18 protein-coding genes are annotated in these 21,722 nt (G+C 38.9%); 5 read left to right on the forward strand and 13 right to left on the reverse strand.

Features of this window, described 5'->3' with window-relative positions:
* Nucleotides 1-312: 312 nt before the first annotated feature.
* Nucleotides 313-1,101, reverse strand: a complete 789-nt coding sequence (locus tag RV15_RS00190; protein ID WP_071876048.1) for a 7beta-hydroxysteroid dehydrogenase — start codon at nt 1,099-1,101, stop codon at nt 313-315.
* A gap of 234 nt (nt 1,102-1,335) precedes the next feature.
* Between RV15_RS00190 and RV15_RS00195 the strand changes: the two genes are divergently transcribed.
* Both RV15_RS00195 and RV15_RS00200 read left to right on the forward strand, forming a co-directional pair.
* The gene (locus tag RV15_RS00195) at nt 1,336-2,343 is read left to right on the forward strand and encodes a serine hydrolase domain-containing protein (RefSeq protein WP_071876049.1); all 1,008 of its coding nucleotides are present in this window, start codon (nt 1,336-1,338) and stop codon (nt 2,341-2,343) included.
* A gap of 8 nt (nt 2,344-2,351) precedes the next feature.
* Nucleotides 2,352-3,671 (forward strand): serine hydrolase domain-containing protein, encoded by a 1,320-nt coding sequence (locus tag RV15_RS00200; RefSeq protein ID WP_071876050.1) that lies wholly within the window; start codon nt 2,352-2,354, stop codon nt 3,669-3,671.
* Nucleotides 3,672-3,873: 202 nt separating this feature from the next.
* Here the strand turns inward: RV15_RS00200 and RV15_RS00205 are convergent, their stop codons facing one another.
* From RV15_RS00205 to RV15_RS00245, 9 genes are all read right to left on the reverse strand, one after another.
* Nucleotides 3,874-5,286 (reverse strand): multicopper oxidase family protein, encoded by a 1,413-nt coding sequence (locus RV15_RS00205; protein WP_071876051.1) that lies wholly within the window; start codon nt 5,284-5,286, stop codon nt 3,874-3,876.
* Between the two features lie 97 nt (nt 5,287-5,383).
* The gene (locus RV15_RS00210) at nt 5,384-5,578 is read right to left on the reverse strand and encodes a heavy-metal-associated domain-containing protein (RefSeq protein ID WP_071876052.1); all 195 of its coding nucleotides are present in this window, start codon (nt 5,576-5,578) and stop codon (nt 5,384-5,386) included.
* A 49-nt stretch (nt 5,579-5,627) separates the two neighbouring features.
* Entirely contained in the window at nt 5,628-8,093 is a 2,466-nt protein-coding gene (locus tag RV15_RS00215; RefSeq protein ID WP_071876053.1) for a heavy metal translocating P-type ATPase, read from the reverse strand.
* Nucleotides 8,094-8,114: 21 nt separating this feature from the next.
* On the reverse strand, nt 8,115-8,558 hold the full coding sequence (locus RV15_RS00220) for a CopY/TcrY family copper transport repressor (protein WP_071876054.1): 444 nt from the start codon (nt 8,556-8,558) through the stop codon (nt 8,115-8,117).
* 12 nt (nt 8,559-8,570) lie between these two features.
* Nucleotides 8,571-8,996 carry a DUF1541 domain-containing protein gene (locus tag RV15_RS00225; RefSeq protein WP_071876055.1) on the reverse strand — a complete coding sequence of 142 codons (426 nt, stop codon included), beginning with the start codon at nt 8,994-8,996 and terminating at the stop codon, nt 8,571-8,573.
* A gap of 89 nt (nt 8,997-9,085) precedes the next feature.
* On the reverse strand, nt 9,086-9,403 hold the full coding sequence (trxA, locus tag RV15_RS00230; RefSeq protein WP_071876056.1) for a thioredoxin: 318 nt from the start codon (nt 9,401-9,403) through the stop codon (nt 9,086-9,088).
* Between the two features lie 125 nt (nt 9,404-9,528).
* Nucleotides 9,529-10,554 carry a LacI family DNA-binding transcriptional regulator gene (locus tag RV15_RS00235; protein WP_071876057.1) on the reverse strand — a complete coding sequence of 342 codons (1,026 nt, stop codon included), beginning with the start codon at nt 10,552-10,554 and terminating at the stop codon, nt 9,529-9,531.
* A 131-nt stretch (nt 10,555-10,685) separates the two neighbouring features.
* Complete coding sequence (pgmB, locus tag RV15_RS00240) at nt 10,686-11,360, reverse strand: beta-phosphoglucomutase (RefSeq protein ID WP_071876058.1); 675 nt, start codon at nt 11,358-11,360, stop codon at nt 10,686-10,688.
* Complete coding sequence (locus RV15_RS00245) at nt 11,353-13,692, reverse strand: glycoside hydrolase family 65 protein (protein ID WP_281246816.1); 2,340 nt, start codon at nt 13,690-13,692, stop codon at nt 11,353-11,355. The genes pgmB and RV15_RS00245 overlap by 8 nt, the downstream gene beginning before the upstream one ends.
* Before the next feature lie 183 nt (nt 13,693-13,875).
* On the opposite strand from RV15_RS00245, the gene RV15_RS00250 reads away from it, so the two are divergent.
* The 3 genes from RV15_RS00250 (at nt 13,876) to RV15_RS00260 (ending at nt 17,906) form a co-directional block, all read left to right on the forward strand.
* Nucleotides 13,876-16,053 carry a PTS transporter subunit IIBC gene (locus RV15_RS00250; RefSeq protein WP_071876060.1) on the forward strand — a complete coding sequence of 726 codons (2,178 nt, stop codon included), beginning with the start codon at nt 13,876-13,878 and terminating at the stop codon, nt 16,051-16,053.
* A gap of 286 nt (nt 16,054-16,339) precedes the next feature.
* Nucleotides 16,340-17,161 carry an endonuclease/exonuclease/phosphatase family protein gene (locus RV15_RS00255; protein ID WP_071876061.1) on the forward strand — a complete coding sequence of 274 codons (822 nt, stop codon included), beginning with the start codon at nt 16,340-16,342 and terminating at the stop codon, nt 17,159-17,161.
* 109 nt (nt 17,162-17,270) lie between these two features.
* On the forward strand, nt 17,271-17,906 hold the full coding sequence (locus tag RV15_RS00260; RefSeq protein ID WP_071876062.1) for an SDR family oxidoreductase: 636 nt from the start codon (nt 17,271-17,273) through the stop codon (nt 17,904-17,906).
* Nucleotides 17,907-17,941: 35 nt separating this feature from the next.
* On the opposite strand, the gene RV15_RS00265 is transcribed toward RV15_RS00260, so the two are convergent.
* The 3 genes from RV15_RS00265 to RV15_RS00275 all read right to left on the reverse strand — a co-directional run bounded on the left by RV15_RS00265 (nt 17,942) and on the right by RV15_RS00275 (nt 21,495).
* Nucleotides 17,942-18,781, reverse strand: a complete 840-nt coding sequence (locus RV15_RS00265; protein ID WP_010772099.1) for a sugar ABC transporter permease — start codon at nt 18,779-18,781, stop codon at nt 17,942-17,944.
* Nucleotides 18,782-18,789: 8 nt separating this feature from the next.
* The gene (locus RV15_RS00270) at nt 18,790-20,145 is read right to left on the reverse strand and encodes a carbohydrate ABC transporter permease (RefSeq protein ID WP_071876063.1); all 1,356 of its coding nucleotides are present in this window, start codon (nt 20,143-20,145) and stop codon (nt 18,790-18,792) included.
* Between the two features lie 114 nt (nt 20,146-20,259).
* Nucleotides 20,260-21,495 carry an extracellular solute-binding protein gene (locus RV15_RS00275; protein WP_071876064.1) on the reverse strand — a complete coding sequence of 412 codons (1,236 nt, stop codon included), beginning with the start codon at nt 21,493-21,495 and terminating at the stop codon, nt 20,260-20,262.
* Between the last annotated feature and the right edge of the window lie 227 nt (nt 21,496-21,722).

The following is a 21,722-nucleotide window of genomic DNA, read 5'->3' on the forward strand; positions in this document are numbered from 1 at the left end:
CCCATACAGCTAGATAAATTAAAAGCGGAATGGGCTCGTTCAGCTCTGACCGAAAAATAGGAAAACATGACTGAGGCGCTTTTTGCCTCATTCATGTTTTTTTCTTTTTTCCGAGGCGCTAGCCCATACAGCTAGTCAATTATTTTATAAGGTTGAAAAAAAACATCTATCTCCGGGAAGCGGCGGGAGCATAATCAATATTAATTGGTACGTATTCATTTGCTAGTCACTTCCTTTTCTTCATTTCGTTAGATCACTTCTCATCTCACTCTATGATAACACAGACTCTAGTTCGAGTCTTAGACGTACTTATTATTTAAATAGGTTTCCAACAAATTCAATCGTTTGATCCGAGGTCTGATTTGCCATAGCTTTAGCATTTTCCCGATTAAGATCACCAAGAATCATCGAACGTTTTTTTCCAAAGTTTTCAAAAATTTCTTCCATACACTCTTCTGGTGTCATTGCAGCAGCCAGCGCAGCTTTTCCAGCCTCCGTATCCGGCAAAGATTTCAAGAAACTTGGCGTAATTGTTGAGCCTAAAATTGGTACCATGATATCAACGTTGGTATCCAGCATTTCAAAAGCTACAGCTTCCGTCATCTTACTGATAAATGACTTGCCTGCACCATATTGAGCAATGTAGGGCGCACCTGTAATACCTGACATCGATCCGATATTAATGATGCCGCCACGATTTTTTTCTTTGAATAATTTTGTATAATAATGGAAGTACTTCATAAACGAAATAATATTGATGTTGATCATCTGTTGCTCTTGCTCCCAGGTTTGTTCATAAAATGGACCAAATACGCTTAAACAAGCGACATAGGAAACGAAACCAATATCCAGACCTTTCGTTTGTTCGATGATTCGTTCAATTGCTAGATCAGTGGATAAATCTTCTGTTATAACTTGATAAGCTATCTTGTATTCTTCAACAAGTTCTTTGCCTAAAGCCTCTAACGCTTCTGTTCTTCTGCCAATTAAAACAACGTTTAGTTTTCTTTCAGCTAAGGACCTAGCCATTGCCTTACCAACACCATCTGTGGCACCAAAAATAATCCCCCACTCACCGTATTTTGCTTTAAATTCTATCATTTTTTCTCCTCCTTCTTTTTGTGTTACTCTAATATATTCCTACTTATTATTGTATCTGTAATCGCTTTTATAAGCAATGTTTGATTTCAAAAGTCAGATCTGTCCGTGGTTATTCAAAAATTTATCCAAAAAAGTCAGAAAATAACAAAAATAAGCCCGTTAGCTCTCAATTAATGCTAAACTTATTTCATTGAATGAAAATTATATTTGAGCCAACACAAAGGAGCTTCGCCTATGAACATAAAGCAATCTATACCTAATGATTTTAGTGGTTTTGTCAATGTTATCGCTAATGACAAGTCATTATTATGTGAATCTTACGGTTATCGGGATCTTCCCAATCAAATAAAGAACAATTTAGAGACCATTTTCAGCACTGCATCTGGCGGGAAAACTTTTGTCGCTGTTGCGATCATGAAATTGATCGAAGAAAAGAAAATTGGAATCGATCAACCAATCAAACATATTCTTTCAAAACAAATGCCGAATATTGATCCAAGCGTGACTGTCCATCAATTATTAAACCACACATCTGGGATTGGCGATTATTATGATGAAGAGTTACTCTCTGACTATGCGGATCTTTGGCAAGATTTCCCTAATTATAAGATACGCAAAAACAGTGACTTGCTGCCTTTATTCATTGACAAGAAAATGGTGGATACTCCTGGAAAAAAATTCCAATATAATAATACAGGCTATGTGTTGCTAGCTATGATCATCGAAGAAGTAACACGTCAAGCCTTCGACCACTATTTAAAACAAGTCATCTTCGATCCAGCTGGTATGACTTCCACCGGTTACTTTGCCTTAGATCGACTACCGGGCAATGTTGCCAACAGCTACATTTACGATAAAGAAACAACGGATTATTATTCCAATATTTATAGTATTGACGTCAAAGGAACTGGTGCTGGCGGCTGTTTCACCACCTTAAAAGACCTAGAACGTTTTTGGCAGATCCTCTTTAGTGGGAAAATCATTTCTGAGCACGCTGTTACTCTGATTCACACCATGCAAGCAGCCGATCATTATGGCTACGGGTTTTGGATTGCTAAAAAAGCTGATCACACGTTTCCATATATGCAAGGACATGATCCAGGCGTCTCATTTATCTCCTCTTATAATAAAACATTGAGTTTACAGATTACACTCATGAGTAACTTAGAGCAGGATGTGTGGTCCTTGCATAAAGAAATCGCTACCATTTTTTCTGAAGATGATCACCTGACAGAAAAGTGAGGGAAATAATGGATTTTAAAACGAAATTAAACAATTACGTCCGTTCTTATGAACAACAAGGCTATTTACAGGGCAGTTTACTCATTGCAGATAAATCTGGCATCTTATTAGAACAAAGTTTTGGATTAGCTTCTATTGAATTCAATGTTGCTAATACTTCTGAAACCAAATATCAAATAGGCTCATTAACAAAAGCATTTACTTCCATGGCAGTATTGATCTTACAGCATCATGGTTTGTTGTCGATTGACGACACTATCAATACATATCTCAGTGATTTTCCAAATGGCGAGAAAATAACTATTTACCATTGTATGACTTGTACATCTGGCATTCCTGACTTTGCTTCATTTGGTGATTTTTGGGAAACTACCATGCGACTCAGCTGGACACTGGATGATATGCTCGATTTATTCAAAGAGCTGCCACTTGAATTTGAGCCTGGTAGTCAGTTTGCCTATTCTAATTCTGGTTATTTGGTTTTAACAAAAATAATTGAAGTGATTACGGGGCAAACTTATGCACAGTTTTTAGAAGAAGCAATTTTTACACCGTTAAACATGACAAATACAGGATGTATGAATGAAACAGATATCGTCTTGAACTTAGCTTCTAGTTATAGCTACTGGGAGAAAGAAATCAATACACCACAGACAAATCATTTCTTTCCATTAGGTGCCTATGGACTCTATTCAACTACAAAGGATTTATATCTATGGGATCAAGCCATTAGACACTATCAGCTCGTTCCCGAGCACTTAACAAAGCTAATGTTTACAGTCAATAAAAGTAGTTATGCTTGTGGTTGGGATATTGCCACACTCAATGCTCATCGCTATCGACAGCATTTTGGAAACATCAGTGGGTTTGTCAACTCGATCAAGCAATTTGAAGAGGAAGATTTAACCGTTATCTTGCTCAGTAACCTAGATGTTATACCTGTAACAACAATCACTAAAGAAATTGCCCGATTGAAGTTTGACAGTACATTTTCTCCAACTACCCATCCATTACAACTCATGTCGCCTGTTCCGTTAGAAAAATTTGTTGGCCGCTACAAAGCAGCAAACACCACTTCCCTTGAAATTGTCAGCCAAAGAAAATCTTTGTTTCTTATTGTGCCTAAACTCTATGAAATCAACTATAAATTCAAGCTTAGATTAGTTCAGGCGAACAATGAAACAATCATATTTACGACAGAGAAAATCAACGAATCGATTACGTTTGTCTATCAGAATCAATATGATTTCGAGAAAATTTTATATACTGATTGTCAGGGAATAACAACCACTTTAACAAAACGAAGTGAAACAGACTATCCGTGTTAAAGGGTCTGGAGGCCGGGACATAACTCTACGAGTCACATCCCATCCTCAAGGAATCCGAATAAACGGTGGGCACAGAAGTAACTCCTTCGGAAATAAGCTGAAATTCACAAAAATTTGAAAAGTAATTTTCGTGAATTCCCTCTTATTTCTCGGAGTTAAACACTTCCGTCCCAACCTCAGATCCTTTATTTTTCTATTTCATTTAACGCTTCTCTTTTACGTCAATAACTTCTATTTGAGCCATCATACCGGTGTCTTCATGTTCTAAAATATGACAATGATACATAAAAACTCCTGGCACATCAAATCTAACGGCAATTCTGACTGTTTCTTGCGCATTTACACCAATAGTATCTTTCCAACCTAATTCATTGGGATAAGGCGGACGACCATTTCTGCTAAGGACTTGAAATTGGGTTCCATGGATATGAAAAGGATGGATCATCCCTTTATCTGCTGGATTAATATTAGACACATCCCAAATCTGAGTCTCGCCCATTGTTTGTTGCTTATCAATTCGTTTCATATCAAAAATCTGATCATCGATTTTAACAAAATCTCTCATCCCTGACATGACTGTCTCCTCTATTACGGTTGAATCAGTTGCTTGAAGTCGTTGTATCTCTATAAGTTTCTCTGGCATATACCAATCATTTTCCTTAAAATCACCCACTTTAAAAGCAACCAATGGGCTATCGTCACTATAAAGAATAATCTCTTCACCCGCTGAACGCCCTTTAAAATCTGCAATGATCTCCGCTCTTTCACCAGCAGTTAGCATTAAATGAGTAAATAAGATAGGCTCAGGCAGGATACCGCCATCTGATGCAATTTGCGTAAAGGGGAGCTCCTTGGAAAAATGCAAGCGAAATTCTCGACGATTAGCCCCATTTAGCAAACGTAGCCGTACTTGTTGTGTCGTAACATCAAAATAAGCATTCACTGTGCCATTGATCAAGGGTATGTTCCCTAACGTTCCGTCAACATTGTAATCTTTGTGATAGTCCAATTGATTATCATGATAACTTCTATCTTGTAAAACGATTGGAATATCATCCACACCATATTCTCTTGGAAAAGGTAGCTTGCTTTCCTGATCGTCTTTTATAATCACCATTGCAGCCAAACCTTTCCAAACTTGCTCAGCAGTGTTTGGGCAAGGATGCGGGTGCAGCCAAGCCGTTGATGCTGGCTGGTCAACTGTAAATTCAATTTCCTGTGTTCCTTTAGGATAAACAGGTGCATGAGGTCCACCATCTGTTTCTGGACCTGAAACGTTTAGACCATGCCAATGATAGGTCGTTAGCTCGGGTAGTTCGTTCTTTAGGGTAACACTATAGTTTTTTCCTCGTTCTAAAATAATCGTTGTGCCCAACAATGAAGCATTATATCCCCAAGTTTTCGTTTTTTCCCCAGGTAAAATTTGCGTTTCTCCTTCTTGTGATACAATGGTATATCTTGTTTGCAACTCTGAATCAAAATCTGGTATCAGTAAAGGCGGGATCGCTAATTTATTTTGTGGAGACTTTACTTTTTCCAACGGAATATAATCTATTCCTGCTCTATCAAAAACCGGATCGTCAAAAAAATAATCAGTATATCTATTGTTGTTCATAATATTCTCCTTCTAAAAAACTACAACCGTAGTCGTTTTTTCCTTAAAAAAAGATGAAGAGTCAATTTAAACATCAACTCTTCATACATTTCCTGACTTAAACTAATTCACTGTTGATTGTGTACTTTGTACCTGTTAATGCCTGTTCTAAATCAGCTCGATCTATCTCACTATCACTGGTCACTTTCGCTGTCTTGGTAGTCAGATCAACCGCTACTGACAGAAGCCCAGAAACTGATTCAAATCGTTCTCTAACATTAGTCGCACAGCCTTCGCAGGTAAGTCCTGCTATTTCAAATGTTTTTTTCCATCCTTATTTTCCCCTTTTTAATATTACTTTTTTATTTTTTCAACGCTGAAGGCTTAAAGCCTTTTAATCTCAATGCATTCAGCAATACAGAAACTGAACTAAAACTCATTGCGGCTCCCGCAATCATCGGATTCAATAATGGTCCGCCGAATAGGTATAAGACGCCCATTGCAACTGGAATTCCTAATGTGTTATAAGCAAATGCCCAGAATAGATTTTCTTTGATATTCTTGATTGTCGCTTTACTCAATTCTACTGCTGTTGGGACATCCATCAAATCACTGCGCATCAACACGATATCCGCTGATTCCATCGCAACGTCTGTTCCTGAACCAATCGCGATCCCGATATCCGCTTGAGCTAAAGCTGGTGCATCATTGATTCCATCACCAACCATCGCAACTTTCTTGCCTTCTTTTTGAAGTTTCATTACTTCGTTGGCTTTATCTTCCGGTAACACTTCACTTAAGACACGATCGATCCCTACTTGTTTCGCAATTGCTTGAGCGGTCCGTTTGTTATCTCCTGTGATCATCGCAACTTCGATACCCATTTGGTGTAATTTTTTGATTGCTGGGATACTGTTTGGTTTGATCGTATCTGCTACTGCGATAATTCCGGCAATTACATCATCTTTCGCAATATACATCGGTGTTTTCCCTTGTTCTGCTAATTGGTCTGAAGTAAAACCTAAATTGCCTAAAGAAATGTTGCGGTCATCCATCAATTTCTTGTTTCCTAATAATAAACGACTACCTTCGATCGTCACTTCGATCCCATGACCTGGAATTGCTGCAAACTCTTCTGTTTGTGCAAATGCTAAATTCTTCTCTTCTGCTCCGTTGACGATTGCTTCACCTAGCGGATGTTCAGACCCTTTTTCAGCAGATGCCGCTAAACGTAGTAACTCATTTTGTTCCATCCCATTTGCGGTTACGATATCCGTCACTTTTGGTTTTCCTTCAGTAATGGTTCCTGTTTTATCGAAAACGATTGTTTGGATTTTATGTGTCGTTTCAAGTGCATCACCACTTTTGATCAATACGCCATTTTCAGCACCTTTACCTGTTCCTACCATGATGGCAGTTGGTGTTGCTAAACCTAGCGCACAAGGACATGCAATAACTAAGACGGAAATCGTGATCGTTAAGGCGAACACCCAAGACTCTTGTCCTAAGAAATACCAAGCTAAACCAGCTAAAACAGAGAGCACCATCACGATTGGTACAAAGACACCAGAAATTTTATCGGCCATTTTAGCAATTGGTGCTTTTGAGCCTTGCGCATCTTCCACTAGTTTAATGATTTGAGACAAGGCAGTATCTTTCCCAACTTTTGTTGCTTTGAAACGGAAACTACCGTTTTTATTGATACTTGCGCCGATAACATTGTCGCCAACTTTTTTCTCAACTGGCATACTTTCACCTGTCAACATTGATTCATCGATTGCAGAAGAGCCTTCGATTACAACACCATCTACTGGAATTTTTTCTCCTGGGCGAACGATGATCGTATCATCTAGCTGAACGCTATCTACCGGAATTTCCATTTCTTGACCATTACGGAAAACACGGGCATTTTTTGGTGCTAAGCCCATTAATTTTTTGATTGCTTCAGAGGTTTTTCCTTTTGAGACAGCTTCAAAGTATTTACCTAATGTGATCAAAGTTAAAATCACACCAGCAGATTCATAATACAAAGCCATTGTAAATTGCGGATCGCCAGCAAAAATCATCGCTGTTCCGTATAAACTATAAGCTACAGCAGCGCTAGTTCCTAAAGCAACTAAAGAATCCATATTAGGATGACCCTTGAATAACGCTTTAAATCCAACTGTAAAGAAGCTTCTACCTAAATACAGGACTGGAATCGTTAAGACCAATTGAACCATCGCAAATGTTTCAGGATGCATCATAGGATCTACTAATGCTGGTAAAGGCAAGCCAACCATATGTCCCATAGCAACATATAATAAAGGAACAGTAAATACTGCCGACATCCAAAAGCGTTGCCACATGTCTTTGATATGCTTTTGTTTTTTCTCACGGTCTTTATCTACCGTATCAGCTGAATCAATTTGTTCCACTGCGCCATACCCAGCATCAGCTACTGCTTTGGTAATATCTGAGACATTTAAAACAGATGGATCAAAATCCACTACCATTTTTTCTGTCGCTAAATTGACTGATGCTTTTGCAACACCGTTCAGTTTGCCTGTTGCTTTTTCGATTGTTTGCGCACAAGAAGCACACGTCATGCCATCGATATCAAATGTTCGTTGTTGGACATTGCTCAACGCTTCGTAGCCTGCATCTGATACGGCTTTTTGAATATCTTTTTCTGAGAGTTTATTCTCATCATATTCAATATTTAACTTTTCGGTTGCTAAGTTAACAGTTGATTTAGTAACACCTGTCAGTTTTGCGGTCGCTTTTTCTACCGTTTGTGCACATGAGGCACAGGTCATCCCTTCGATATCAAATGTTTTCACTTCCATTTTCTCCATCTCCTCTAATAATTAATTGGCTTGTTTATATGAATAATCCTTCGGCGTACAATTACATAGAATAACGTCGACAGCATTCTTTTTCTTTTTTTGTAGCGCTTTTTCTAACTGCTCGATATCCTCAACGCTCAAGACGCTTTCATCAATGATCGTTTTAAGGACAGCTCCAACCTCTTTTGCACAAATCTTACCTAAGAGTTCATCCGTTTCCAATTGAATACCACTTTTTTCTTCTATTAATGATCGATAAATAAATTTATTGCCTAATTTTTCAGTAGATAACAGCTTTTTTTCAACTAGTCGTGCAAGCAAGGTCTTGACTGTGGTCGTTTTCCATTCGGTTTTTTGATTTAGCAGTTGTTGGACTTCTTTGCTGGTTGTTTCACCTTGAGTCCATACGATTCTCATGATTTCCCATTCGGCATCAGTTATATGTTGTATTTCCCTTGTTGCCATCGAGATTCCCTCCTATTCCTTAACTAGTTCTATTAGGTCATCTTCTATCAACCAACCTTGATGCTTGATTCTTTCACTGGATGTGGTTAAATACTCTACCTTATAGGCAGTCGTACTCAATGAAGCTTCTATAACAGATTTCGCTCCTTCCATTCCAATTGAATGATCGGCATTTAGCAAGACCATTTTTCCTTCTTTCAATTTTTCTTTCCCTGAGTCTACTATCTCTTCTTGGACGATCCATTTGTAATTGACCACTAACTGTTCCCCATTTGTCGGCATATAACTGACTGTATACGCTCTTGTATCATGGATCGCTAAGATCCTAACAGCAGTATTTCTCATTCCAGAAACATAGCCAGCCGACACAGTCGCTAGGTCATCTATTTGAAATTTTGGTTGCACAGCCTTTTCTAAATATTGTTTCTTTATTTTCATATATATCTTCTACTTTCTTTAAAATCTACATTTGTAGTCGTTTCAACTTCTCTTGTATCTTAATTCAAATTATGATGTTTGTCAACACCTTATTTTTGGATTATTTCTTCAATATATTTCTTTAAGACATCTTTTGGATAGTATCCAACGACTTTTTCTTTTGCTTCTCCGTTTTCAAATAGGATGATCAGCGGCAAGCTCATTACGTTATATTTTTCGGGAATCTTTTCATTTGTTTCAACATTTATTTTTTTGATTTCAATCTCTGCTGAATACTCCTTGGCTAGTTCATCTAATACTGGTTCTAACATTTTACAATAACTGCACCATTCTGCCCAAAATTCAACTAGAACGATTCCCTGTTCAACCTCTTGAAAAAAATTTTCATCCGTTATTGCTTTTATCATTTTTTTCCTCTCCTTTTTACTTCACAACCAAAGTTTACAACTGTAGTCGTTTTTTGTCAACAAAAAAACTAACTCACTCATTTTTTCATTTCTGAGTAAATTAGTTTTCAGCGTTCTTCTATTACTTAATCTGTTGTATTATTTTTCAAAGACAAGACTGTCTCTCTTTTGATCAGCTGATGAGGAATCACCATTCTAACGCCTGTCGCTTCTTTTTCCTGTAAGGATTCAATCAGTTTTTGCATGCCCATTTTCCCAAGTTCTGCAATATCGATATCGATACTAGTTAGATAAGGATGAACGAGCGTTGCATAAATCGAGTTATTGAAACTGATCACTGAAAAATCATCTGGTACACGATAGCCATACATTTGCGCTAATTGAATCATTCGCATCGCAAAGATATCATCGATCACGACAGCCGCGGTGGCTTTAGTTTCTTTCAACAGTTGTTCAAAGGCTACATAATCTTCTGGTTTTTCCATATCTACTGAAGGTAAGACCGTCAAATTTGCTAACATCATCGCCTTTTGGTAACCGAAATAACGTTCATAATAGACATTTTCATGGGTCGTATTCGTAATAAACAGAATATTTTTATGCCCATTTTCAATTAGGTAATCTGTCGCATGTTTTCCTAGTAATTGATTATCATTATCCACGTAAATGACCTTATCTTCATTTGTATACGGCTGACCGATCAATGAGAAGGGAACTTGATTTTCGAATAAATAATTGATGACTGGATCATCTTTATCTGAGTAAAGTAAGATGAATCCATCGACTTGTTTTTGGCGATGCATCAGTTGAACATTTTCCAACAACGTCTCAAAAGATTGTGCCGTAGCGATTGCCGTCGTCATACTGTGTTTACGCGCTTCGTCATTGATCGATTCAATGATTTCTAAGTAAAAAGGATTTCCCATTCGCTCACGAGAATCTAACGGTGGCAAAATCACGCCAACTGCTCCTGACGAGCGTTTGCCTAGATTTCTAGCAGCAATGTTGGGCACATACCCCATTTCTTCCATTACCTTATAGACTTTTTTCTTCGTCGCATCTGAAATACTTGAGTGGTCGTTGATTACTCTGGAGACAGTGGACGTAGCAACACCAGCTTTTTTTGCAACATCTTTAACAGTAATTGTCATCTATTCTCCTCCTTTCATGAATAATCATACAAATCTGGATAAATCATTCTATCGTAGAAAATAATACCATAGATTGATGCTTTGTTGCTATCGTCTTTTTTCAAGAATAGTCACTAGAACAACCAGTGAAATCAATCATTCACTTTTGCTGATTGCCAGACAGATAGCAAGAAATCAAGCGTCAATTCTTTCGTAGAAGCAACCAGCGCGATATCCGTTCCAAGATCTTCTGAACGTCCTACACCAATCGGCAAAGCACAGCTCGCAATAATCGCTTGAATTCCCGCTTTGGCATCTTCGATTCCGATACATTCTGCAGCTGTCAAGCCAACATTTTTGGCCGCTAATTGAAAAATCTCAGGGGCAGGTTTACCTTTTGCAACTGCACTTGGATCAGCAATACCGTCAAAGTAGGGCATCAACGCCATTTTCTCCAATAGAAATGGACCATTTTTACTAGCAGAGGCCAATGAAATTTTGATTCCTTGTTTTTTTAAGTCTTGTAACAACGCCAGAATCCCTGGATAAACATCCTTCGGGCTAACTTGCTGGATCATTTCTACGTAGTACTCATTTTTCCGCTTTGCTAGTTCAGCGAATTGTTCCGAAGTGAAGTCATTGGTTTTCCCGCCATGAGCTAGTAATAATGTCAATGAATCTTCACGACTCACACCTTTCAACTCTTCATTAAACGCGCGATCAATCGTGATGCCGATTTCTTTACCTAACCGTTGCCACGCTTGATAGTGGTATTCGGCTGTATCGGTCAACACACCATCTAAATCAAATAAAACACCTTTAAACATGCGTATTCACCTTTTCCATTTCGATCACTAATTCATCGGCTAAAACCTGCTTATCTCCATATACAGTAAGCGGCAACTCTGCTCCTGAAACAAGCTGTAAACGAACCTTTTCTTGATCCACAGTCACATAAAGCAAACGCCCTCGATAATTCACATGAAAGGCATAGCTTGTCCATGTACTTGGTAAAAACGGTGCAAAACTTAGTTTCTCATCAGCTGTCTTCATTTGCGCAAATCCTTGCACGATCGCAAGCCAACTGCCTGTCATTGACGTGATATGCAAACCATCTTCCGTATCGTTGTTGTAATTATCTAAATCTAAACGAGCTGTTCGTTGATACATTTCTACCGCTTTTTCTTCCATCCCGAGTTCTGCCGCTAAAACGGCGTGAACACTTGGCGATAAAGAAGATTCATGCACCGTCATCGGTTCATAAAACAAGAAATTCCGCTCTTTTTCTGCTCGTGAAAAACGTTCGCCAAAGAAATAAATCCCTTGTAATACGTCTGCTTGCTTGATAAAGCAAGAACGTAAAATACGATCCCACGACCAATGTTGATTTAACGGTAAGTCCTCTGATGATAATGCTGTTCTCGGCATTAAATCTTTATCTAAGAAGGTATCATGTTGGACAAAAACGCCTAACTCTTCATCAAATGGATAATACATATTATCAATGATTTCTTGCCAATGCGCTTGCTCTTCTTTGCTAATATCAACCGATGTTTCTGCTTGGTATTTCGTGTAATGCTCTAAAGTATATTGTAATACCCACGTTGCGATCGTATTTGTGTACCAATTGTTGTTGATATTATTTTCATATTCATTTGGTCCTGTCACACCATGGATCATGTATTTTCCAGTACGTTTAGAAAAATGCACGCGATCTGCCCAAAAACGTGCGATTTCCGTTAGAACTTGTAGTCCTTCATTTTTTAGATAATCAGTATCTCCAGTATAATTCACATAATTGTAGATAGCATACGCAATGGCACCATTTCGGTGGATTTCTTCAAAGGTGATTTCCCATTCATTGTGGCATTCAATTCCTGTGAAGGTCACCATTGGATATAAAGCACCAGCTAATCCTTGTTGACGCGCATTATGTTTCGCTTGCTCTAATTGGTTATAGCGGTATTTCAATAAATTTTTTGTGACTTCTGGTTTTGCCAAAGCTAAATATAAAGGAACAGCATACGCTTCTGTATCCCAATAAGTGGCACCGCCATACTTTTCACCTGTAAAGCCTTTTGGCCCAATGTTCAACCGTTCATCTTCTCCATAATAGGTGGTAAATAATTGGAATAAATTAAACCGGATGCCTTGCTGTGCTGCATCGTCTCCTTCAATCACAACGTCAGCAAGTGCCCAACGCTTCGCCCAGGCGTCATTTTGCTCATTCAGTAATTCATCGAAGGTTTTAGTTACTTGCTTCAGTAGTTGAACTGCTTTTTCTTGTTGTTGCGTTTCTGGAATATCACGGCTAGTCAACACGATTACTTGTTTTTCTAGCGTGATTGATTCATTTGCTTGTAGCTTCGCTTGAAATGATTGTTGTACGATTAAAGGTTCCGTTTCAGCCACACCTGCTTTGGCCTCTGTCACATGTTTCATTGCGGCCGTTACACTAAACTGTTCAATACCAAATGGATTTGGAATCGTCTTAGTCGTTAAAAAGCCGATGGCATCTTCGAAACCAGATTGTTGGGCTTCCCAAAACATTTCATCATAATTGCTATCTTCATTGCGAACATCTCCATCGATTTTTGAGCTGATTTGAATATCTGCTACACCCTCAAGAACTTCTACCGTTACCCGAATCACAGCCAGTTCTTGTTGCACAATACTTAAAAAACGTTCAAATCGGAATTTAACTTTTGCCTCCTCAGTTTCAAGAGTAAATGTACGTGTCAACAACCCGTTATGCATATCTAATTCTAAATAAAAATCTTTTGGTTCTTGTATACCTAAGTCAACCGTTTTCCCATTCACAAGAATATCCATTGCGATAAAATCCACTGCATTGATAACTTTCCCAAAATATTCAGGATAGCCATTTTTCCACCAACCAACTCTGGTCTTGTCAGGATACCAAACACCGGCTAAATAGGTTCCTTGATGATGATCACCTGTATAGTGTTCTTCAAAATTCCCTCGCATCCCCATATAACCGTTTCCCATTGATGTTAGCGATTCTTGAAGACGACGTTCGTTGCGTTCTAATTGATGTGTGGCAATTTTCCATGGGTCTATTTCAAATAAATGCTTCATTTTCTCTCCTCCTGTATGTTGTTTGCTTCTTAACCTCATAATAAACGCAACCGATTGCATTGTCAAACATTTCTTTATGCATTACTGCTTATTCGTTGAATATTCTTTGACTGTAATGATAATATCATTTTATCAACAATCAGAGAGATGTGATTTTATTTAAGGGTTTACAAAAATAAAAATCTGCTTTATACTACAGTCAACGAAATCGATTGCGCAATTATTGCAAAGGAGAGAGAAAAGATGAAAAAGTTACTAAGTTTCGAATTTTGGCAAAAGTTTGGCAAAGCATTGATGGTCGTCATTGCCGTGATGCCAGCCGCAGGGTTAATGATCAGTATCGGGAAAACAATCCCTCTGATCAATCCAGATTGGACAGCACTAGCTACAACAGGCGGTGTTATCGAAAACATTGGTTGGGGCGTCATCAGCAACTTACATATCTTGTTCGCACTTGCGATCGGTGGTAGTTGGGCGAAAGAGCGCGCAGGTGGGGCATTTGCTGCTGGGCTTTCATTTATTTTGATCAATCGCATCACTGGTTCGATTTTTGGTGTAACTAGTGATATGTTAGCCGATGACAAAACGTTTACGCACACATTGTTTGGCACGAAAATCATGGTTAAAGGTTTCTTCACTAGCGTTTTAGAAGCACCCGCCTTAAATATGGGTGTTTTCGTGGGGATCATTGCTGGTTTCGTTGGCGCAATGGCGTTCAACAAATACTACAATTACCGTAAACTACCTGATGCTCTTTCGTTTTTCAACGGCAAGCGCTTTGTACCATTCGTTGTGATCCTTTGGTCAACGATCGTTGCGATTCTTTTAGCAATTATTTGGCCTTACATTCAAGCCAGCATCAACAATTTCGGACTTTGGATCGCTCAATCTCAAGATACCGCACCAGTTCTCGCACCATTTTTATATGGAACATTAGAGCGTTTACTCCTACCGTTCGGCTTGCATCATATGTTGACGATCCCGATCAACTATACCCAATTAGGCGGAACCTATGAAATCTTATCTGGCGCACAGGCTGGAACACAAGTATTCGGGCAAGATCCGTTATGGTTAGCTTGGGCAACTGATTTAGTCAATTTAAAAGGCTCTGGTGATACATCACAATACAATTATGTCTTAGCAAACTGGACGCCCGCTCGTTTCAAAGTTGGACAAATGATTGGTGCTTCTGGGATTTTGATGGGAATGACACTGGCGATGTATCGTAATGTCGACCCTGATAAACGTTCAAACTATAAATCAATGTACCTTTCAGCCGCTTTAGCCGTGTTCCTAACAGGAGTGACTGAACCTTTAGAATTTATGTTTATGTTTGCAGCAGTGCCATTATATGTTGTTTACGCCATCATCCAAGGTGCGGCATTCGCTATGGCAGACATCGTAGCATTACGTGTTCATTCATTCGGAAACATTGAACTTTTGACCCGAACACCCTTAGCCATAAAGGCTGGTCTAGGCGGAGATTTGTTGAATTTTGTTCTTTGCACTATTGTATTCGGCGTGTTGACTTATTTTATCGCCAATTTCATGATCAAAAAATTCAACTTTGCTACACCAGGTAGAAATGGCAATTACGATAACAATGAGTCTCAAGCTGATTCAACAACGAACAACGCTCAAAGCGCGGACGGAATCGATCCTCAAATCATCGATATCGTTCATCTGCTAGGCGGAAAAGAAAATATCGTGGATGTTGATGCGTGTATGACCCGGTTACGTGTCAGTGTCACTGATAAGAATAAAGTTGGAACAGAGGATGCTTGGAAAAAAGCTGGCGCTATGGGATTGATCGTAAAAGATAATGGCGTTCAAGCCGTTTACGGACCGAAAGCTGACGTGTTAAAATCAGATATTCAAGACCTATTAGATTCAGGTGTTACAATTCCCGCACCACAGCAAGCTGAACCACTCGCTCCGACACCAAACAGCTCAGCTTATCTCGGTCTCACAAAAACGATCGTGCCTGTGGCTCATGGTGAAGTAATCGCAATTGATCAAGTAGACGATCCTGTCTTTTCACAAAAAATGATGGGTGATGGCTTCGCCGTTATCCCTATAGATGAAACAATTTATGCACCGATCACGGGTGTGATCACCAGCATTTTCCCTTCTAAACACGCATTAGGTATTCAAACCGACGAAGGTATCGAAGTGCTGATCCATATGGGGCTTGATACAATCGAAATGAAAGATTCTGCCTTTACAATCCTAGTAACAGAGGGACAAAAAGTCACTGCAGGTGACACAATCGCCACAGCTGATTTAGAAAAAATCACAGCCGCCGGTAAACAAACCACTATGATCGTTGTCTTTACAAACCGTGAACAGATCAATGCATTCCATTTAGATAAAGTCGGCAAACAAGATCCTGGAACTGCCATCGGACGTTTAGACATTTAACATAAGTAACATTCTAAATAGGATCGGCGTAAAGCTCACAGAGTTTTATTCTGATCCTATTTTTTTAATTTGAAACAGAGTGGAACATTGTCACCATTTATAGGTTGTCGTCGAGTAAACCATTGTGCCACGTGTTATCTAGCTGCACGGGCTAACTTTTCGGAAAAAGGATAAAAAGTGTGAGTGGGTCATAACTCTTCGAGTCATATCCCGCTCACATGGAATCCGGATAAACGGTGGGAGCAGAACGAAGCCCATTACGCTTTTAATTTTAGGAGGAATAAGTATGAAGGTACTAACATTGAACACCCACAGTTGGTTAGAAAATAACCCCTTAGAAAAATTACAGCAATTAGTGGACCACATCAGCAAAGAAGAATATGCATTGATCGCTCTACAAGAAGTCAACCAACGGATTAACAGCTTACCTGTGGTTTCAACGCATAACTTCCACCCAACAAAACATCAACAGCCGATCCACGAAGACAATTTTGCACATCTCTTGGTTCAGCTTTTAAAAGCACAGGGACATGACTATCACTGGAGCTGGGCATACAACCATATCGGTTACGACGCTTACCACGAAGGCGTTGCACTACTTTCCAAACAGCCGATCCAGCCAAAAGCTGTCTTAGTTTCCAAAGAAAAGAATCCAGATGACCATCACACTAGGCTGCTCCTCATAGGTCAGACCAAATTAGCGGACAGACCAATTACAGTAGTCTGTTGTCATTACTCTTGGTGGTTAGAATCTGGCGGCTTTTCATACGAATGGCAACAAACAGAGCAGGCATTAAAAAGCCAAACTTTGCCATTACTACTGATGGGCGATTTTAACAACCCAGCTTCGGTTGCTCAAACCGGCTACGACCTTGTCCTAACCAGCCACTTGCATTTGCAAGACAGTTTTTTAACAGCTAATAAAAGAATCGGTGAACACACTGTTGAAAAGGCCATAGATGGCTGGGGTGAAAATCAAGAGAAATTACGCATCGACTATATCTTTTCCTCGCAAGAGTTGACGATTTCTAATTACCACATCGTCTTTGACGGGAAACAGACCCCTGTGATCAGTGACCATTTCGGCTTAGCAGTAACAGTCAACTAAACAAACAGGACGCTTAAGGCTAACAACGGTCCTCAGCGTCCTGTTTCTTTTTCCCTTTTGGAAAATAATGATAAACTAACTATAGGACTTAGTGAAAGTAGGAAACTAGATGAATATAACTATATTTGGCGGAAGCGGCTTTATCGGACAAAAACTTTCTGAAGAATTAACGAACAATGGACATAACGTAACGAGTATTTCACGCAAAGGAAAACCCGCAGATCTATCAGATTCATGGGCTAAAAAAGTTCACTGGTTTCGTTCTGACATCTTAAACGATACTTATTGGCACAAGGCTCTTCAAGAAGCAGATTGGGTTATCGATACAATCGGAATTCTTTTTGAGCATCCGCGCAAAAAAATTACCTATGATCGCTTTATTTTGACGCCCGTCCAATTGATTTTAGATTACCTGAATACGCACAATCCGTCTGCCCACTTCTTGTTTATTTCAGCTAACAGCGCCCCATTTCCGTTAAGAAAGTACATGGATGCTAAACTGCAGGCAGAGCAACTGATCAAAGAAAATGCGCAGCCACACGTCATTATTTACCCAAGCCTAGTCGTAGATAAAAAACGCTATTTTTCCGTTATCAGCGCATTTGGTATTAAGGTTCTAAAAGCAATCCCTGGAATCAAAAAGCTCGTCCGTGCCTATGAACCAATTTCCAGAGAAAAGCTGGCAATAGAAATCAACAGTGTTGTAGAAGGAAAATCATCAGCTTACACTCAAAGACAGACATAAAAAAGCATCTCCAATACGGAAATGCTTTTTATGTCTTACCCTTTCACAGAACCACTTGTAATTCCTTCTACATAATACTTTTGCATAAAGATAAACAACAACGTGATCGGTACCGCGATCAAGACACAACCAGCTGTAAATGCCATAAAGTATTGATCGATTTTATCCTTTGTTTGCATTGTGAACAGACCAATCGCCACCGTATATTTATTGACATTATCCCCTAAAATAATTTTTGCAAAAATGAAATCCATCCACGGTGCCATAAAGGCCATCAACGCTGTATAAACAATGATCGGTTTACTCAACGGCAACGTGATTTTCGTAAAGATCTCAAACTTGCTCGCCCCATCGATCATCGCAGACTCATCCAACGCCATCGGAATAGTATCGAAAAAGCCTTTTGCGATATAAAAACCTAAGGCAGCTCCAGATGAATAAACTAAAATCAACGCTAACAAACTACCTGTTAAATTCATCGCCTTCAAAATATAATAAACGGCGATCATACTCATAAAACCAGGAAACATATTCAACACCAATGCTAATTTTAAAAATGGTTTACGCGCTCTAAAGCGTAAACGACTTAACGAATAAGCCATCGCAATTGTGATCAATGTTGATAAAATACAACTACAAACTGCTACAAATAGCGTATTTAAAAACCATTGCACAAAAGGATACGTTGAGCTTGTCAACAACATTTTATAGTTTTCAAACGTAAACTGCTTTGGTATAAAGTACGTTACAAACGCTCCGCCCTCACTTCTAAAGCTAGTCAAAACAATCCAAACGATCGGGAAGATCCAAACAATCGACAAAATCGTCAATAGCGTATAATGTAGGACTAAATTTTTTCTTTTTTTCGATTTCATAAGCTTGTTTACGCCCCTTCCGTTTTAAATGAACTGCTTCGTGTGTAGGCAAATAGCGAGAAGACAGCTGAAAGAACAAAGATAATGATCCCAATTACAGAAGCGAGATTATAATCGGCTGCGGTTACCGTCAATTTATACAACCACGTGACCAATAAATCTGTCTCACCGGCAGAGTGAAAATTACTGTTCGCTGGTTGTCCGCCAGTTAACAAGAAAATCACATTGAAATTATTGATGTTTCCAATAAACTGTTGGATCAAACTAGGTGCCATCACAAACAAAATTTGTGGGAAGGTAATATTTCTAAAAATTTGAAATTTATTGGCCCCATCAATTTCAGCGGCTTCAATTTGATCTGTCGGTAAATTCGTAATGATCCCCGTTGCAACTAACATCGTGACTGGAATCCCAACCCACATATTCACGAAGATAACAGTAACTTTTGCGAGTAGTGCATCTGTTAAAAAAGGAATTGGCTGATCAATTAGGCCCCAATTCTGCAGCATCGCATTGACTGGTCCTGAACCATTAAACAAGTTTGCCATCAATAACAAACTGACAAATTGTGGAACCGCCATCGTAATCACGAAAATCGTCCGCCAAACTTTTTTCCCTTTGACTCCTTTAGCATTGATCAAGAGCGCTAATAAAATCCCAAAGAAAAACGTTGTCGCGGTTGCCAAAACTGCCCAAATCAAGGTCCAAGTAAGCACTGGGAAAAAGGTTCCAGCAATATCACCTGTGATCACATTGCTAAAATTGGCAAAGCCGACCCAATGGAATAAATTTTTAGGTGGCAAATGATTATGATCATAGCTAGTAAACGCAATTGAAATCATATAAAGCAAAGGCAAGATCGTAAAGGCTAGTACACCTAATAACGGAATACTCATCAGCGTAATATAAAATTTTTCATTCAACAAACTATTGAGATCTTCTTTAAGTGTCGGCAGAGACTGTCCAGCTTGTTTTAATGTAAAAATTTTACGCGCACTTCTTAGATTTACGATGTACAGAAAAACAAAAAGAAAAATAAGAATAATTGCAGCGATTCCAAACAACAACAGCAACATCGAGTTATCACCCGGCTGCTGCACTTCGATTCCTAACGATTCGTCCATGACCCAACCTTGAGATTTCGTTCCCAATGATTGCAACATCGACAACGCATGGAATCCATTTACGACCAGCCACGCCACAAACCCTATCTCCAACGCTAAAAACGCCAACCCTTTGATAATTTGTCCATTTAAAAGATTAGCTGTTCCCATAAAAATATAAGAAAGCTTGATCGGTGTGTCCCCTTTTTTAAACAACTCTCTAAAAGTAATCGGCCCATCGGCTTTCGCTTTTAGTTTCATAGCATTTCACTTCCTGTTCTTCTTTGAAATCAAGAGGCTGAGTAATTAAGCTAAAACTCAAAGAGTTTTGCCGTGATTTCTCAGACCTCTATTTTTTGCTACAGTTTTTATAAATTATTTTTCTGATTTACTCGTATCTTTCACTAATTTATCCAATTTTGGTAAGTATTGATCCTCAGCAATTTTACCGTTATACGTGTCATTAATCACTGCATCAGCCGGTCCCCAGAAAGAAACCATCGCTGGAAGTTTTGGCATCACAACAGAATGATCAGCATCACTCATGGTCATCACTGCTTCGGCTACTTTATCAGAGGTTACTTTATCATCTGTTTGGGCATCTTTATTGGCAGGTACTGTTCCATTTTTTTCAAAAACAGTTAGTTGGTTTTCTTTATTCGTTAAGAAATCAGCCAATGCCATTGCTGCTACAGGACTTTTGGTTGAAGCATTCACCCCAAATAATTTCACGCCTAAGAACGCTTTTTGTTGAACGGGACCATTGCCCAAATCAACGGTAGGATATGGCGCTACTGCAAAATTATCTCCTAATGCTTTTTCTACATCCAACTTAGACCATGGACCAGATAAGAAAGCATCGATTTTACCATTACCTAAATTAGAAAGTGCGTCTGCATTTGATTGAACAACACCAGCGTTGTCTTTTTGTGCGCGAATCCATTTTAAGACTTGTTCACCTTTATCATTATTAAAGTTCGTTCCGTTGATATCTTCGCCATTTTTACCATACAACTCATCGCCATTTGACATGAACAATGGCGTGAAGATATAGTTGGCCCCTGCTTCACCAAAGTTCGCACCGAGCTTACCTTTAGCAGTCAATGTTTCCCAACTCTTCACATCGCCTTCAGCTAGTTTTTCTTTGTTATAATATAAAATTTGTGATTCAACACCGTATGGGTAACCGTATAACTTACCGTCATACGTTGCAGCTTCGACAGCACTTTCCGTACTATTTTCTTTCACACTATCTTCGTATTTTGTATTGGCATAAATAATTCCCGCATCCACCATTTGCCCCAATTGATCATGCGGCATCATGAAAACATCGGCTGCGGCACTAGGATCTTTCTTCAAATTTTCTTGAGCTGTGGCAGATTCACTTGGCTTGATCGTAACTTTCCAGTCTTTGTGTTCTTTTTCAAATTGTTCTACTAATGGTTTATACGTATCAACAAAGGCAACATCCACCCACAACTTTATAGAAGCGTTTTCATTTCCATCAGCAGCTTTTTCATCCGACGAACCTCCGCCACAAGCAGCAAGTAAAAACGCCGCCGCTGTCATTGTTACCCCTAATGTCAAAAGCTTTTTCATATTTCTTTTCATCTTTTGTTCCTCCTAGGAATTATTTGCTGTTCTATTCTCTTATATTGTGCAATCGTTTGCATAAATTGTCAAGAGAAATCTAATTTTTTTACAAAAAAACTTCATTTATTTCAATAGAAACTAATGATAACGCATGTACCCCACCTAAAAATAACGTTGATTAGACAATGATTATAATTTTATCACAACTAAAACCAAGCATTTTAGTGCTTTCTCCTTTATTCATC

The sequence above is a fragment of the Enterococcus silesiacus genome (genome assembly GCF_001886225.1).
Lineage (GTDB): Bacteria > Bacillota > Bacilli > Lactobacillales > Enterococcaceae > Enterococcus_L > Enterococcus_L silesiacus.

Bases quoted from the DNA above. Each gene is read 5' to 3' on its own strand.
- RV15_RS00190 (WP_071876048.1), bottom strand. From the start codon at position 1,101: ATGATAGAATTTAAAGCAAAATACGGTGAGTGGGGGATTATTTTTGGT.
- RV15_RS00195 (WP_071876049.1), top strand. From the start codon at position 1,336: ATGAACATAAAGCAATCTATACCTAATGATTTTAGTGGTTTTGTCAAT.
- RV15_RS00200 (WP_071876050.1), top strand. From the start codon at position 2,352: ATGGATTTTAAAACGAAATTAAACAATTACGTCCGTTCTTATGAACAA.
- RV15_RS00205 (WP_071876051.1), bottom strand. From the start codon at position 5,286: ATGAACAACAATAGATATACTGATTATTTTTTTGACGATCCGGTTTTT.
- RV15_RS00215 (WP_071876053.1), bottom strand. From the start codon at position 8,093: ATGGAAGTGAAAACATTTGATATCGAAGGGATGACCTGTGCCTCATGT.
- RV15_RS00220 (WP_071876054.1), bottom strand. From the start codon at position 8,558: ATGGCAACAAGGGAAATACAACATATAACTGATGCCGAATGGGAAATC.
- RV15_RS00225 (WP_071876055.1), bottom strand. From the start codon at position 8,996: ATGAAAATAAAGAAACAATATTTAGAAAAGGCTGTGCAACCAAAATTT.
- trxA (WP_071876056.1), bottom strand. From the start codon at position 9,403: ATGATAAAAGCAATAACGGATGAAAATTTTTTTCAAGAGGTTGAACAG.
- RV15_RS00235 (WP_071876057.1), bottom strand. From the start codon at position 10,554: ATGACAATTACTGTTAAAGATGTTGCAAAAAAAGCTGGTGTTGCTACG.
- pgmB (WP_071876058.1), bottom strand. From the start codon at position 11,360: ATGTTTAAAGGTGTTTTATTTGATTTAGATGGTGTGTTGACCGATACA.
- RV15_RS00245 (WP_281246816.1), bottom strand. From the start codon at position 13,692: ATGCAATCGGTTGCGTTTATTATGAGGTTAAGAAGCAAACAACATACA.
- RV15_RS00250 (WP_071876060.1), top strand. From the start codon at position 13,876: ATGAAAAAGTTACTAAGTTTCGAATTTTGGCAAAAGTTTGGCAAAGCA.
- RV15_RS00255 (WP_071876061.1), top strand. From the start codon at position 16,340: ATGAAGGTACTAACATTGAACACCCACAGTTGGTTAGAAAATAACCCC.
- RV15_RS00260 (WP_071876062.1), top strand. From the start codon at position 17,271: ATGAATATAACTATATTTGGCGGAAGCGGCTTTATCGGACAAAAACTT.
- RV15_RS00265 (WP_010772099.1), bottom strand. From the start codon at position 18,781: ATGAAATCGAAAAAAAGAAAAAATTTAGTCCTACATTATACGCTATTG.
- RV15_RS00270 (WP_071876063.1), bottom strand. From the start codon at position 20,145: ATGAAACTAAAAGCGAAAGCCGATGGGCCGATTACTTTTAGAGAGTTG.
- RV15_RS00275 (WP_071876064.1), bottom strand. From the start codon at position 21,495: ATGAAAAGAAATATGAAAAAGCTTTTGACATTAGGGGTAACAATGACA.